Origin of the sequence: Isoptericola cucumis, assembly GCF_014635665.1 — a bacterium.
In the GTDB taxonomy this organism is placed as follows: Bacteria; Actinomycetota; Actinomycetes; order Actinomycetales; family Cellulomonadaceae; genus Isoptericola; species Isoptericola cucumis.
The window spans coordinates 257,012-271,405 of record NZ_BMDG01000006.1 but is presented as its reverse complement, the minus strand read 5'-3'; the positions used below and the strand labels follow the sequence as shown (position 1 = coordinate 271,405).

The window sequence follows — 14,394 nt, the reverse complement described above, 5'->3', positions numbered from 1 at the left end:
CTCAGCCCGCCTGGCCGTTGAGCATCGGCGTGAGCTTCTCGTCGTACTGCGCGGCGAGCGCGGTCACGTCGCCGCCCTCGGCGATCTTCTGGAAGAGCTCCTCGTAGACCTTGGCACCCTCGACGGCCGCCCAGCCCGGCGCGGCCGGGGTGAGCTTGGAGGCCTCAGCCGTCTCCACGGCGACCTCGCCGAACTTGTCCGCGGCCATCACCTCGTTGAAGTCGGTGTTGGCGGGCCCGAGTCCGTTCTCGGCCAGCATCGTCTGGTAGTCGTCCGAGTAGATGATGCGCAGCAGGCTCTCCGCGAGCTCGGGGTGCTGCGACTTCGCCGAGACCGCGAGGTTCGAGCCGCCGGCGAAGACCGGGGCCACGCCGCCGTCGACGCCCGGCAGGGCGAAGATGTCGAACTTCTTGGTGTCCGCCATCCCGTCGCGGACCTCGTCACCCTCGTCGTTCTTGGTCAGGTCGCCGAGGGACCAGCGGGCCCAGCCCGGCGCCATGATGGTCGCGCCCTCGGGCTCGCCGCCCTTCTCCGGGTCGTTGAGGAACTCCCAGTAGGCCTCGTCGGTCTGCGTCGGCGGGAGGTTCGACGCCTGGGCGAACACGTCCTGCCACTGCTCCAGGCCCTTGACGGTGCTCGGGTCGGACAGCGTCGAGGTCCACTCGTCGCCCTCCTTGACGGCCAGCTCGCCGTCGTTCGCGAACACCCAGGAGATGCCGTTGCGCCAGTCCTGGCCGCCCAGGGCGAAGCCGGACCGCTCGCCGGTGCGCAGCTCCTGCACCGCGTCGCCGAACTCCTGGAGGGTCGTGGGGACCTCGAGCCCGGCCTTCGTCCAGAGGTCCTTGCGGAAGAACATGTAGCGCGAGCCGTAGTAGTACGGCAGCGCGTACTTCGCGTCGTCGATCGAGCCCGCCTCCACGAAGGACGGCAGCAGCTTCTCGCCGCCGAGCTCGGCGTACAGCTCGGGCGAGATCTCGCGGAACGCGCCCGCGTAGGTGAAGGTCGCGGCCTGCGTGTTGCCGATCTCGACGACGTCGGGGGTGTTCTGCGCGTCCGGCAGGGCCGTCGTGAGCTTCGTGACGACGTCCTCCCAGTCCTGCTCCTCGATCGTCAGCGTCGAGCCGGGGTTCTCCTCGGCGAACTCCGCGACGAGGAAGTCGCGCAGCTCGTCCGGGGTGTCGGAGCCGTTGAGCCACAGCGTGATGTCCGCGGCCTCGGGCGTCCCGCCCTCGGAGCCGCCGTCGCCGCTGTCCGTGCCGGAGCCGCAGGCGGTCAGGGCGAGCGCCAGGGTCATGCTCGTCGCCACGCCGGCGGTGAGTCGGGTCCTCTTCATCGGTGTTCCTCTCGCTGGGAAGCGCGACGGCGCCGGGGCTCGACGTCGTCGGATGGGGTCGGGGGGGCGCCCGGGCAGGCGCGCACGGCGGCACCCGGGGCCGGGGCCCGGTGCCGTGGGTCGTTCGGTGGGTCGCTGCGGGTCAGGACACGCCGAGCTGGGCGGCCAGGACCAGGACGGCCGCGCCCGCGAGGACGACGTCCTCGTCGAGGCTGGCCATCCGCAGCCGCAGCCCGGCGGCGGTCGCCGGCATCGTGCGTTCGGTCAGGGTCTGCAGCGCCGCCGTGCGCAGGGCGCCGTCGAGCAGCTCGGGCGGGCCGCTGAGCAGCACCTCCGCGAGGTTGAGCGCGCCGACGACGGGTGCGAGCGTCACGCCGAGCGTGCGGCCCACGGACGCGAGCGCCTCGTCGGCCTCGGCCGGGTCGAGGCCCGCGACCGCACGGCGCAGCGCGGGGGCGGCGAGCACCGTCTCGAGGCAGCCGCGCCGCCCGCACGCGCACTCCTCGCCGTCGTCGACGACGGTCACGTGCCCGAGCTCGCCCGCGGCGTCCGCGGCCCCGTGCACCCGTCCCCCGTCGACCATGACGCCGGCGCCGACGCCCTGGCCGATCGTGAGGACGAGCATGGCGCCGGCCGCGCCGCCGTACGTGTACTCGCCGAGCGCCGCGGAGTTGGCGTCGTTCGCGACGTGCACCGGCAGGCCGAGCCGGTCGGTCAGGGTCGCCGCCAGCGGCAGGTTCGCCCACTGGCGGTTGGGCGCCTCGATCACGGTGCCCGAGTCGTCCACCACGCCCGGGGAGCCCACGCCGACCCCGATGACGGGGCTGGTCGCGGCCGCGACCAGGGTCCGGGCGAAGCGGGTGATGAGGTCGACCAGCCCGTCGCCGACCCGGCCGTCGACGGGCAGCGAACGTCGCACGACGGCCTCGCCGGTGAGGGTCATGACGGCGCCGCGCATCACGGCGTCGTCCGACAGGTCCACGGCGACGATCTGGTAGGCGTCGGTGCGCATCCCGACGAGGATGGCCGGCTTGCCCACCCGGCGGACGGGCTGCACGCCGAGCTCCTCGACGAGGCCCTCGGCGAGCAGCACGTTGACGAGGTCCGAGACGGTGACCCGCGTGAGGGACGTCGCCCGGGCCAGGTCGGCGCGGGAGGTCGGCCCCTCGTGGAACAGGTGCTGCAGCACCAGGGAGCGGTTGTGCGCACGGGCGTGCTCGGGCAGGACCTTCGAGGTGGCGCGCAGGCCGGTCCCGAGACCTCGTCGTGCGGGACGCGTCGTCGGCGTGGACATGTTTGTTAGTACAGCGTCTTAACTGTCGGGGTGTCCAATCCGATCGGCCTTCGTTACGTGATCGTGACCCCCGCGCGGCGCCCTCGGCGGGCGCGGTGAGCAGCCTGCGGGTAGTGGTCCCGGCGCACGCCGCGCGCCAAGGTCACGGTCTCGGCACGGTCTTGTCACGATGCACCCTCACGACCTGGGACGACGGGCTCCGCGCCGTACGCTCGTGGCCATGTCGACGACCGCCCGCCGCGCAGGGACGCGCCGCGCCGCCCCCCTCGCCTGGCTCTGCGCACCGCTCGTCCTCGTGCTCGCCGCCTGCTCGGGCCCCGGCGCGGGCGAGGGCTCCTCGGGCTCCTCGAGGGCCGGCGAGACGTCCGCGGGTGCGGTCGAGGACGCGGGCGGCGAGGTGGCCGACGAGGGGGCCGCCCTGGGCGAGGCCGCGTCCGAGGGCACCGCGGCGACCGATGACCGGGAGATCATCACGACCGGCCACGCGACGGTCGTCGTGGACGACCCGTCCGCCGCCGCCGCCGAGCTCGCCCGGCTCGTCGAGCAGGCGGGAGGCCGGGTCGAGCGCCGTAGCGAGTCGGCGGGCGGCGCCGACGAGCCCGGCTCGGCCAGCATGACCTTCCGCATCCCCTCCGACCGGATGACCAGCGCCGTCGAGGCCCTCGACGGCATCGGCGACGTCCAGGACGTGCAGCAGGACAGCGTCGACGTCACCGGCGAGGCCCAGGACCTCGACGCCCGGATCGCGGCCCTGAACACCTCCACGGGCCGCCTGCGCGAGCTCATGGCGGACGCCGCCAGCACCGGCGACCTGCTCGAGGTCGAGCAGGAGCTCTCCGAGCGCCAGGCGGAGCTCGACTCCCTCACCGCGCAGCGGCAGCGCCTCGCCGACCAGGTCGCCATGTCGACGCTCGACGTCGAGCTCGTCTCCGAGCCGGTCGCGGTCGCGCAGTCCCGCGGCGGCTTCCTGGGCGGCCTGGCGTCCGGCTGGGACGCCCTGGTCACCACGCTGTCCACCCTCGTCCTCGTGCTCGGGGTGGTGCTGCCGTGGCTCGCGCTCGTGGGCGTGGGCTACCTCGGGTACCGCTGGTGGCGCCGTTCTCGCTCGTCCCAGGCCGCAGGCGGGCAGGGACCGGCCGGCGGCGCGGGCCCCGACGACGGGCCGGGCTACGGCCCGTCCGGCGACGGTCCGGACGACACGGCCGCGTCGGACGACGCCCCCGACGACGCGCCGGCCACGCCGGTACCCGCCGGCCGCTGACCGCCGGGCTCCGCGCCCGCACGTCCCTCGACCCACCCGCCGACGCCGGCCCAGCCCCCGGCCGCCCGCTCGGCGTCGAGGTCCCGGGGATACCCGGCGACCCCCGGCCGGCGCTGCCACGGCAGCGGCCCCGACAGGGGCCGGTACTCCACCCCGAAAGCGTCGAGCCGGGGCAGGTGGGCCGTGCGCAGCCGCTCCAGGAACTCCGCCGACGCGGCGGTCCCCGGCTCGCGCCCACCGTCCGGCTCCGGGGACCACACGACCTCGGCGAACGCCGACAGCCGCGGGTAGGTCGCGTAGTCGACGCGGCGCACCGAGTCCAGGTGCTCGGCCCAGACCTGCGCCTGGCCCCCGAGGACCCGGCCCGCCCCCGGGCCGTCGAGGTCCGGCCGGGTCGCCCGGAACGCCTCCGGCAGCGGCTCGAACGCGTACACGTCCTCCACGGTGCGCAGGAACCCGACGGGGATCGGCTCGTCGGGCCCGTCGCCGGCGCGGTGGTCGAGGTAGGTGACCTGCTCGGGCGCGAGGACGACGTCGTGCCCGGCGGCGAGCGCGTCGGCCGCCACGGACCAGCCCCGCCAGCACGTGACGACGGCGTCGAGCGGCAGGTCGGGCCCGAAGCCCTCGTCCCACACGACGGCGCGGCGCCCGCGCGAGCCCAGGTGGCGGGCCAGCTGCCCGAGGAACCAGCCGTGCAGGCGGGCCACGTCACCGGCGCCTTCCGGTGTCCGGTAGCCCAGCGCGGCGGCCCGCTCGACCAGGTCGGGGCGCGCCCGCCACGCCGTCGTGGGCACCTCGTCGCCGCCGATGCCCACGAAGGGCGAGTCGAAGACCTCGCACACCTCGTCGAGGACGTCGCGGAAGAACTCCACGGCCTCGTCCGTGGGCGCGAGCACGTCGTCGCTGATGCCCCACGTGGTGCGGACCTCGTGCTCGCCGGGCCGTGCCGCGAGGTGCGGGTAGGCGGCGAGCACCGCCTGCACGTGCCCGGGGACGTCGATCTCCGGCACCACCGTCACGCCGCGCTCGCGCGCATGGGCGACGATCTCCCGCAGGTCGTCGCGCGTGTAGAACCCGCCGTGCGGGCGCCCGTCGCGGCTCCCGGTACGCCAGGTGCCGACGGTCGAGGACGTCCGCCACGACCCGACCTCGGTGAGCCGCGGGTAGCGGCGCGACTCGAACCGCCAGCCCTGGTCGTCGTTCAGGTGCAGCTGGACCACGTTGAGCCGGTGCGCCGCCGCCAGGTCGACGAAGCGCAGCACGTCGGCCTTCGGCAGGAAGTGCCGGGAGACGTCGAGCATGACGCCGCGCCAGCCGTGGCGCGGGGCGTCCGAGACCGTGCAGGCGGGCAGGCGCAGGGGGCCGCCGACGGCGCCGCGCCGGTACGCGGCCGGGCCGGCGAGCTGGCGCAGGGTCTGTACCGCCGCGTGCGCCCCGTCCAGGTCGGCCGCGGCGACCCGGACGCGCCCCACCGGATCGCCCACGACGAGCCGGTACCCGCCCGCGGGCAGGGCCCTGTCGACGGTGAGCGAGACGTCGGCCGCGTCGTCGAGCACCCCGTCGACGCGCACCGGGACGAGGTCGACGCCGAACGCCTCCTCGGTGACGCGCCGCCACCAGCGTGCCGCCGGCGCGAGGGCCGGGGACGCGGCGACCGCGGCCCGGTCGACGATCACGACGACGCCGTCGTCGCGTGTCGAGGTCACGGGTGCGGGCACCAGCCCGAGGGTGCGGTCGAACATGGAAGCCACCCTAACGAAACCCCTGCGCACGACGAAGGCCCCGCCGGCTGGTGGGCCGGCGGGGCCTTCGTCGCAGGGGTGGAGCTGCCGGGAATCGAACCCGGGTCCGGTGACGCTTTTCGTGTACTTCTCCGGGCGCAGTCTGCTGTGCTTTTCTCGGCCCCCGCACTCACGCAGACAAGGTGCGGACGGGCCCAGTCATCTAGAAGTCCCCGGAGCCCCGATGACGGAGGCTACGAGCAGTGGCTCTCTAGTCGACGCCGGCGACCGGGGCGAGAGCATCCCCGGGCCGACGGACTTCAGGACTCGCTCAGGCGGCGAGTGCGAAGTCGGTGCGCTTGTTATCGGCACCTATAGATGTGCAGGCAAGTCGTTAACGAGATGAGCCTGCATCCTCGGCCCGCTTCTCCACGAAGCACGACCACCGTCGAAACCGATCAGCCCCTGTGGTGTTGTCAACTGCCGGCGCTCGCGCACCGACGTGTCCATCGTAGTGCGTCAACCGCCCGAGGTGCGAACCTATTCCGCCGTGGCGGTCGGCCGGATCGCGTCCGTGCGCCCTCGCGTCAGCTCAGCATCTCGCGGTGGCGGACGGCGCGCTGCGCCTCGCGCAGGTCCTGCTTCTCGCGCAGGGTCTGTCGCTTGTCGTACTCCTTCTTGCCGCGGGCCAGCGCGATCTCGACCTTGGCCCGCCCGTCGAGGAAGTACAGGCTCAGCGGGACCAGCGTGTGCCCCTTCTCCTGGACCTTGGACTGCAGGCGCGTGATCTCGTCGCGGTGCAGCAGCAGCTTGCGCCGCCGCCGCGGCGCGTGGTTGTTCCACGTGCCCTGGAAGTACTCCGGGATGTGCACGTGCTCCAGCCACGCCTCGCCGTGGTCGATGGCGGCATAGCCGTCCGTGAGCGAGGCCCGCCCCATGCGCAGGGCCTTGACCTCCGTGCCCGACAGGACGAGCCCGGCCTCGACGACGTCCTCGATCACGAAGTCGTGGCGCGCCTTCTTGTTGTTCGCCACGATCGTGCGCGGGTCGGACGCCTTCTTCTTGGCACCCTTGGCCTTGTTGGACACGGTCTCCTCCTCCCGGGTTCGCGGTCTCGCGACGTCCCAGGATACGGGAGCCTCCGGCCGGAGCCAGGACTTTTCAGTTCAGCCAGCCGCTCATCGGGTCGGTGGTGCTGCCGTTGACGTACACCTCGAAGTGGAGGTGGCAGGCCGACGAGCTCCCGGTCGAGCCGGAGTAGCCGATGACCTCGCCCTTGCCGACGTACTCCCCCACGCTCACGGTGTCGTACGTCAGGTGCAGGTAGCGCGACATCACGTTGTCGCCCTGGTAGGTGCCGTGGTTGACGAGCACGTTGTTGCCGGGCCCGCTGCCGTAGTACGCCTGCTCGACGTAGCCGCTCTGCGCGGCGTAGATCGGCGTGCCGCAGTACGTGCGGATGTCCGTGCCGGCGTGCAGCCGCCAGTAGTGCAGCGTCGGGTGGAACCGCATGCCGTACGAGCTGGTGACCACGTGGTAGTCGGTCGGCCACCCGAAGAACGACCCTGAGGACGACCCGCCGCCACCGCCACCGCCACCGCCGCCGCCGGAGCCGCCTCCGCCGCCGGAGCCACCGCCGGAGCCACCGCCGGAGCCACCGCCCGAGCTGCCGCCGGAGCCGGACGAGTCGTTCTGCGCGGCCTGGCGCCGCGCCTCCGCCTCGGCCTTGCGCCGCTGCTCCTCGAGGCGCGCGTCCCGCGCCTTCTGCTTCGCGATGATGTCCTTGATCTTCGACTCGAGCTGCGCCTGGGCCTGCTCGTTGGCCTTGAGCTCGGCGAGCGCGTTCTCCTTCTGCGCCGCGATCGAGGCCTTGAGCTTCCGCTGCTTGCTGATGAGCCGCTCGACCTCGGCCTTGCGGTCCTGCGCCTGGCGCTCCGCCTTCTCGGCGGCGACCACGTTCGCGTCCGCCTCGCGCTTGAGCGCCGCCACCGTCTCCCGGATGGCGTCGAGGCGGGCCTGCTGGTTGCGGGCCACCGCCTCCGCGTCCTGCAGCTGCGTGAGCGTGCGCGCCTGGCTGCGCGCGGCCGACGACGAGACCGCGAACTCCTCGAGGAACTCCTCGGTGGTCTGCGCCCCGGTGACGATGCCGATCGTGCTCGGGTCGTCGCCGTTGCGGTACGCCTGCCGCGCCATCTCGACGACGTCGGCCCGCGCCGAGTCGACCTTCCCCGCGCCGGCCTCGATCTGCTCGGACACGGCGGCCTCCTCGGCCTCCGCGTCGGCCAGCCGCTGCGCGAGGATCGCGGCCTTGCGGCGCGCCTCCTCGAGCGCCGCCTGCGCCGCCGCCAGCTCCGCCTGCGCCACGGGCAGGCGCCCCTCCACCTCGTTGAGGTCGAGCACCGCCTCCCGGTACTTGGCGTTGGTGTCCTCCAGCTCGTGGGACAGGTCGTCCCGCTCGCGCTCCTTCTGGCGCTGCTCGGCCTCGGCGGCCGCCCGGCGGTCGTCGATGTCGTCCGCCCCCGCGGCCGTGGCGCCGCTCAGGACCAGCCCGACGGCGAGGAGCGCGCCGATCAGGCGCGTCCGGCGGCTGGTGCTCGATGATCTCGACTGCACGTCCTCACACCCTCGTGTACCGGTTCAGAGTGACCACCGACGACACCACCGCCAGGAGCACGGCGATGCCGATGAGCAACGGCGCGACCGCCAGCACGTCGCCCACGTCGACATAGGCGACCCAGTCCACCGCGTCCTGGAGCCAGTCCAGGACCAGGTACTGCACCGCCAACCACAGCCCGCCGACCGCGAGGAGCGCCCCGATCAGCGCGGCGATCGCGCCCTCGAGCATGAACGGCAGCTGCACGAAGAGGTTCGACGCCCCCACGAGGCGCATGATCCCCGTCTCGCGGCGGCGCGAGACGGCGGACAGGCGGATCGTCGTCGTGATGAGCAGGACGGCCGCGAGCAGCATCACGCCCGCCAGCCCGGCCGCCAGCATGGAGGCGCGGCCGAGCGCGACGAAGAGCGGCTCGAACACGGCCCGCTGGTCCTCCACGACCTCGACGCCCGCCCTGCCCTCGAGCACGTCGTCGACCACCTGGTACTGCTCCGGGTCGACGAGCTTGAGCCGGAACGACGCCTGCATGTCGTCCGCGGTGAGCTGCGTGCCCTGGTAGCCGTCCGGGTACAGCTCCGTGAACGCCCCGAAGGCGTCGGCCTTGGACTCGAAGTAGGTCTGCTCGACGACGGTCGACAGCTCGGTGTCGATGACCTGCTCGAGCTCGGCGATCTGCTCCTCGGTCGCCTCGCCCTCCGCGCAGGTCGGGGCCGTCGAGCCGTCCGGGCACAGGAAGACCGAGACCTCGACCAGGTCGTACCAGTCGCCCTTGAGCTTGTCGACCTGCGTCTGCATCAGCGCGGCCGCCCCGACGAACGTGAGGGACACGAACGTCACGAGGATGACCGACACGACCATGGAGAGGTTGCGTCGCAGGCCGTTGAGGACCTCGGTGAGGACGAACTGCAGCCGCACGCTCAGGCCTCCCGTCCGGCGCGGACGCGCTCGTGCTCACGCAGCACCTGCTGCACCACGTCGTCGGGCGACCCGGGTTCGGGCACCCGGTCCGCCGCGGGCGGCCCGACCGGCTCCACCGGTGCCTGCGCGACGGGCCGCTGGTCCACCGGCCGGTCCTCCACCGCGGGGGCTGCGGGCAGCGCCGCGGCGGGCTGCTGGTCCCCGGACTCGGCGGCACGGGCGGCGGCGGCCTCCGCGGCCCGCTCGGCCTCGAGGTCCGCCGGCTCGGGCGTCACCTGGACGCGGTGCACGACGGCCGGCGCGTCGCGGCCCGGGGCGTCGAGCACCGGCGTCTGCCCGACGGCGGGCAGGATCGACTCGCGGTGCCCGTAGACGGCGTCGATCTCGTCGCGCACGACGGAGCCCGTGGAGAGCTCGACGACGCGCTTGCGCATCTCGTTGACGATCTCGTCGTCGTGCGTGGCCATGACCACGGTGGTGCCCGTGCGGTTGATGCGGTCCAGCAGGCGCATGATGCCGAGGGAGGTGGTGGGGTCGAGGTTGCCGGTGGGCTCGTCGGCCAGCAGGATCTGCGGCCGGTTGACGAACGCGCGCGCGATCGCGACCCGCTGCTGCTCCCCGCCGGAGAGCTCGTGCGGCATCCGCTTCTCCTTGCCGTCGAGCCCGACCATCTCCAGCACCTCGGGGACCGTCGTGGAGATCGTGTGCCGCGGCTTGCCGATGACCTGCAGCGCGAACGCGACGTTCTCGTGCACGGTCTTGTTCGGCAGGAGGCGGAAGTCCTGGAAGACGACCCCGATGCTGCGGCGCAGCGACGGCACCTTCCAGCTCGACAGCCGCGACAGGTCGCGGCCCGCGACGTACACGCGCCCGCCCGTGGGGCGCTCCTCGCGCAGCACCAGGCGCAGGAACGTGCTCTTGCCCGAGCCGGACGCCCCCACGAGGAAGACGAACTCACCGCGCGAGACGTCCACCGAGACGTCGTCGAGCGCCGGCCTCGCCCCGCGGGCGTACACCTTCGAGACGTTCTCGAACCGGATCACGACGTGCCCTCCCCTGCCCTGTCGACGGCACGACGACGGCCGGGAGCCGCTGTCGTCCGGCTTCCGAGAGTCGCACCGCCCGGGCCGGGTCACGGGAAGGACACGCCGGAGTGTCGCCGGTCGGGCCGTTGCCCGGAGGAACGGGCGGCGCCGCGATCAGGCCCTGGACCGGACCTTCGGACTCGCCCCCGGACCAGCCCCCGCCGGGCCCGCCTGTCCTCGGGCGAGCGGGGCGGCCGTCAGGAGGCGTCGGCGCCGCCGGAGCGGCGCCAGCGGATCCCGGCCTCGATGAAGTCGTCGATCGCGCCGTCGAACACGGCCTGCGTGTTGCCCGACTCGTGCTCGGTGCGCAGGTCCTTGACCATCTGGTACGGCTGCAGGACGTAGGAGCGCATCTGGTCGCCCCAGCTCGCCTTGATGTCGCCGGCGAGCTCCTTCTTCTTCGCGGCCTCCTCCTGCTGACGGATCAGCAGCAGGCGGGACTGCATCACGCGCAGGGCCGCGGCACGGTTCTGGATCTGCGACTTCTCGTTCTGCATCGACACCACCGTCCCGGTCGGGAGGTGGGTCATGCGCACGGCGGAGTCGGTGGTGTTCACGGACTGCCCGCCGGGGCCCGACGACCGGAAGACGTCGATCTTGAGGTCCGACTCCGGGATCTCGATGGAGTCGGTCTGCTCGATGAGCGGGACCACCTCGACCGCGGCGAACGACGTCTGGCGGCGGCCCTGGTTGTCGAACGGCGAGATGCGCACCAGACGGTGGGTGCCGGCCTCGACCGACAGGTGCCCGAAGGCATAGGGGGCGTTCACCTCGAAGGTCGCGGACTTCAGCCCCGCCTCCTCGGCGTAGGAGGTGTCCATGACCTTCGTCGGGTAGTGGTGACGCTCCGCCCAGCGCAGGTACATGCGCATGAGCATCTCCGCGAAGTCGGCGGCGTCGACGCCGCCCGCGCCGGCCCGGATGGTCACCACGGCCTCGCGGGCGTCGTACTCGCCGGCCAGCAGGGTGCGGATCTCGAGCAGGTCGAGGTCCTTGCGGATGGCGGCGACCTCGGCCTCCGCCTCGACGAGGGTGTCCTCGTCGTCCATCTCGAGGCCCATCTCGACGAGCGTCTCCACGTCGGCGATGCGCTGGCCCAGCCGCTCGACCCGCTCGAGCTCGTTCTGCGTGGTGGACAGTGCGGACGTGATCTTCTGCGCCGCGTCCGGGTCGTCCCACAGGTCGGGGGCGGAGGCCTGCTCCGACAGGTCGGCGATCTTCGCCTGCAGCGCGGTGGGGTCGCTCACGGCCTCGATGGACTCGAGGGTGGCGCGGAGCGCCTTGATCTCTGCGGGAAAGTCGATGGTGGCCACGATCCTCAAGGTTACCTGGCCACAGGGGAAGGCCTTGTCGGGGTGCGGCGCTATGCGCCCTCGGGCAGCGTGCGACCGAACATCTGCGCCGTCTCGCGGGCGCTGGGCGAGCCGGCGTCCGGGTCGGCGCCCGCCGCGACCAGCACCGCCACGACGTCGTCGGCCCCCTTGAAGACCGCCCCCGCGAGCGGCGCCTGGCCGCGGGCGTTGGCCCGGTCGACGTCGGCCCCGCGCTCGGCCAGGCCCCGCACCAGGTCGGCGTGCCCGTGGTAGGCGGCGAGCATGAGCAGCGTGTTGCCCTGCGCGTCCGCGTAGTCGGCCGGGACGCCGGCGTCGACGAACTCCAGCAGCAGGTCGGCGCCCGCCCGGGCGAGGTCGAACATCTGGTCCAGGTCGACAGGCAGCTTGTCGTCGGTCATGACGGGGAATCTACCCGCGCGAGGCCGCCCTGCCCGGTCGATCCTGGGGTGGGGGTGGTCCACCATGACGACGTACCGGTGGCGCGGTGCGAGGACCGGCAGCGTCGAGCACCTGGACGTGGAGCTGCGCGACGACCGCTGGCGCGCCCGGTTCCTGGTCGACCTCGGGCCCGTGCGGGTGGAGTACGCGATGGAGCTCGACACCGCCTGGGTGTTCCGGGCGCTGCGGCTGCGGACGTCGTCGGGCGGCGAGCTCGACCTGGACCGGGACGACGACGCGATGTGGTGGGTGAACGGCGCCGCGCGGCCCGACCTGGCCGAGGCGGTGGACGTCGACCTGTCCTTGTCGCCGTTCACGAACACGCTGCCGGTCCGCCGCCTCGACCTCGCGGTCGGGGCGGCGGCCGACATCGTCACGGCGTACGTCGACGGGGCGAGCCTCGCGGTCTCGCCCGACCCGCAGCGCTACACCCGGGTGGACGACGACCGGTACCGGTACGAGTCCCGCGACAGCGACTTCCGGCGCGAGATCACGGTGGACGTCGACGGGTTCGTCGTCGACTACGCCGGGCTGTTCACCCGCCTGCCCGACCGGTCGACCTCCTGACCGCGACCGGCGTCAGGCGGCGATCTCCTGTGCGGGACCGAACACCTCGTGGTGGATCCTGTCGCCGGTGATCCCCCGGCCCAGCAGCGCCGCCTGGACCATGGTCATGAAAGGCACCGGGCCGCACAGGTACGCGTCCGCGTCGTGCGGCAGGTCGACGCCGTCCAGGTCGATGAAGCCGGCGCGCAGGCGGTCCTCGGCCGGCCGGGCCCCGAGGTCCTCGTACCAGCGGTGCAGCTCGGCCGTGGGGATGTCGTCGACGAGGGCCCGCAGCTCGGCACGGTGCGCATGCCGCGCCGGCGACCGGTCGGCGTGCAGCACGACGACCCGGCGCGTCGTGCCCTCGCGGCGCAGGTGGTGCAGGAAGCCGATCATCGGCGTGATGCCGATCCCCGCCGAGATCAGCACCAGCGGGTTCTCCCCCTCGACCAGCGTGAGCTCGCCGAACGGCGCCGAGACGTCGAGGCTGTCGCCCTCGAAGGCGTTGGCGTGCAGGTGGTTCGACACCTCGCCCGCAGGCGCGACGCCCCCGCGGTCGGCGCCGGCGGGGATCGCCTTGACCGAGACCGTCCACGCGTCCGGCGCACCGGACCCGGTGAGGCTGTACTGCCGGATCTGGCGCGCGCCGTCGGGCAGCGTCACCGCCACCGAGACGTACTGGCCGGGCCGGGCCGCCGGCAGCGGGCCGCCGTCGGTGGCGACCAGCTCGAGCGAGACGGTGTCGGGCGACTCCTGCACCCGGCGGCGCACCAGCACCGTGCGCCACACGTCCCCGGGCGTCACCGCCGCGTCGGCGTAGAGGCCCAGCTCGATCTCCACGAGGGCGTCCGCCATGTCCCAGTAGACCTCGTCCCACGCCGCCGCGACCTCGGGCGTGACCGCGTCGCCCAGCACCTGGGCGATCGCCGCGAAGAGGTGCTCGTGCACGATCGGGTACTGCTCCGGCAGGATCCCGAGCGACGCGTGCTTGTGCGCGATGCGGGCGAGCACGCCGCGCGGGTCCGGGCCGTCGTCGACGAGGAGCGTCGCGTAGGCGGCGATCGCACCGGCGAGCGCCCGCTGCTGGTCGCCGCGGGCCTGGTTGCCGCGGTTGAAGAGGTCGCGCTCCAGCTCGGGGTGAGCGTCGAACATGCGACGGTAGAAGACCGGCGTGATGTCGCCGATCGCGCCGCCGATCACGGGCAGCGTGGCGCGGACGACGGCGGCGGACTCGGGGGTGAGCATGCGTGACTCCTGTCTTTCGGGCTGGCGGGCGTCCGGTCGGGCGCTCAGCCGGGCGGGCGCGCTCCGATGTGCAGGAGCAGCTCCCGGGTCGGGGGCGCGGCGACGTCGGCGAGGGTCACCGGGTCGAGGGCCGCGAAGAACGCCTCGCGCGCGCGGGCGAGCGCGGTGCGCAGGCGGCACCCGCCGCGCAGCGGGCAGGGGTGGGCGCCCTCGCACTCGACGACCTCCCCGTCGCCCTCGAGGGCCCGCGCGAGGAAGCCCACCGACACGGTGCGCGCGCCGGGGGCCAGGCGCAGGCCGCCGCCCCGGCCGCGCCGGGCGTCGACCACCCCGAGCCTCCCCAGCTGCGTGACGACCTTGGCCGCGTGCGTCGCGGGCACGTTCAGCTCCTCGGCCAGCGCGCGCGTCGTCGCCGCCTGCTCGTCGTCGAGCACGGCGAGGCGCATGACGATGCGCAGTCCGAGGTCGGTGAACGCGGTGAGCTGCACGAGCGCGACGCTACCCAATTCGGTATCTGAGATGCGCCTTTTGGTCGTGTGGGAAGTTCCACAGCGCCGTGTCAGATCCTCGGGGTGCGACCGGGCGGGGTGCGACCGGGCGGGGTG

12 protein-coding genes, 1 other RNA gene and 1 pseudogene are annotated in these 14,394 nt (G+C 73.4%); 2 read left to right on the top strand and 12 right to left on the bottom strand.

The window, feature by feature from the left end; translation table 11 throughout:
- Position 1: 1 nt before the first annotated feature.
- Together IEW03_RS11025 and IEW03_RS11020 are read right to left on the bottom strand one after the other, a co-directional pair.
- Positions 2-1,333 carry an extracellular solute-binding protein gene (locus IEW03_RS11025; RefSeq protein ID WP_188523726.1) on the bottom strand — a complete coding sequence of 444 codons (1,332 nt, stop codon included), beginning with the start codon at positions 1,331-1,333 and terminating at the stop codon, positions 2-4.
- 142 nt (positions 1,334-1,475) lie between these two features.
- Positions 1,476-2,627, bottom strand: coding sequence for an ROK family transcriptional regulator (locus IEW03_RS11020; protein WP_188523725.1), 1,152 nt, complete (start codon positions 2,625-2,627; stop codon positions 1,476-1,478).
- Positions 2,628-2,847: 220 nt separating this feature from the next.
- Here IEW03_RS11020 and IEW03_RS11015 point away from each other — a divergent pair, with 220 nt between their 5' ends.
- Positions 2,848-3,888: a DUF4349 domain-containing protein gene (locus IEW03_RS11015; RefSeq protein WP_188523724.1), complete on the top strand. Its 1,041-nt coding sequence runs from the start codon at positions 2,848-2,850 to the stop codon at positions 3,886-3,888.
- Here IEW03_RS11015 and IEW03_RS11010 read toward each other — a convergent pair.
- From IEW03_RS11010 to IEW03_RS10975, 8 genes and pseudogenes are all read right to left on the bottom strand, one after another.
- The gene (locus IEW03_RS11010) at positions 3,795-5,630 is read right to left on the bottom strand and encodes a beta-N-acetylhexosaminidase (protein WP_188523723.1); all 1,836 of its coding nucleotides are present in this window, start codon (positions 5,628-5,630) and stop codon (positions 3,795-3,797) included. The genes IEW03_RS11015 and IEW03_RS11010 overlap by 94 nt on opposite strands.
- A gap of 76 nt (positions 5,631-5,706) precedes the next feature.
- Positions 5,707-6,075, bottom strand: a transfer-messenger RNA (tmRNA) gene (gene ssrA, locus IEW03_RS11005).
- 121 nt (positions 6,076-6,196) lie between these two features.
- Positions 6,197-6,697, bottom strand: a complete 501-nt coding sequence (smpB, locus tag IEW03_RS11000; protein WP_188523722.1) for an SsrA-binding protein SmpB — start codon at positions 6,695-6,697, stop codon at positions 6,197-6,199.
- 73 nt (positions 6,698-6,770) lie between these two features.
- Positions 6,771-8,222, bottom strand: coding sequence for a M23 family metallopeptidase (locus tag IEW03_RS10995; protein WP_188523721.1), 1,452 nt, complete (start codon positions 8,220-8,222; stop codon positions 6,771-6,773).
- A 4-nt stretch (positions 8,223-8,226) separates the two neighbouring features.
- Positions 8,227-9,138 carry a permease-like cell division protein FtsX gene (gene ftsX, locus IEW03_RS10990; RefSeq protein ID WP_188523720.1) on the bottom strand — a complete coding sequence of 304 codons (912 nt, stop codon included), beginning with the start codon at positions 9,136-9,138 and terminating at the stop codon, positions 8,227-8,229.
- A gap of 368 nt (positions 9,139-9,506) precedes the next feature.
- Positions 9,507-10,184: pseudogene (ftsE, locus tag IEW03_RS20645) on the bottom strand (cell division ATP-binding protein FtsE); the annotation flags it as partial.
- 239 nt (positions 10,185-10,423) lie between these two features.
- Positions 10,424-11,539, bottom strand: coding sequence for a peptide chain release factor 2 (prfB, locus tag IEW03_RS10980; protein WP_188523718.1), 1,116 nt, complete (start codon positions 11,537-11,539; stop codon positions 10,424-10,426).
- A 50-nt stretch (positions 11,540-11,589) separates the two neighbouring features.
- Entirely contained in the window at positions 11,590-11,958 is a 369-nt protein-coding gene (locus IEW03_RS10975; protein WP_188523717.1) for an ankyrin repeat domain-containing protein, read from the bottom strand.
- A 64-nt stretch (positions 11,959-12,022) separates the two neighbouring features.
- On the opposite strand from IEW03_RS10975, the gene IEW03_RS10970 reads away from it, so the two are divergent.
- The gene (locus IEW03_RS10970; protein WP_188523716.1) at positions 12,023-12,565 is read left to right on the top strand and encodes a putative glycolipid-binding domain-containing protein; all 543 of its coding nucleotides are present in this window, start codon (positions 12,023-12,025) and stop codon (positions 12,563-12,565) included.
- A 12-nt stretch (positions 12,566-12,577) separates the two neighbouring features.
- Here the strand turns inward: IEW03_RS10970 and IEW03_RS10965 are convergent, their stop codons facing one another.
- On the bottom strand, positions 12,578-13,789 hold the full coding sequence (locus IEW03_RS10965) for a globin domain-containing protein (RefSeq protein WP_188523715.1): 1,212 nt from the start codon (positions 13,787-13,789) through the stop codon (positions 12,578-12,580).
- A 44-nt stretch (positions 13,790-13,833) separates the two neighbouring features.
- Positions 13,834-14,277, bottom strand: coding sequence for an Rrf2 family transcriptional regulator (locus IEW03_RS10960; RefSeq protein ID WP_188523714.1), 444 nt, complete (start codon positions 14,275-14,277; stop codon positions 13,834-13,836).
- Positions 14,278-14,394: the final 117 nt, after the last annotated feature.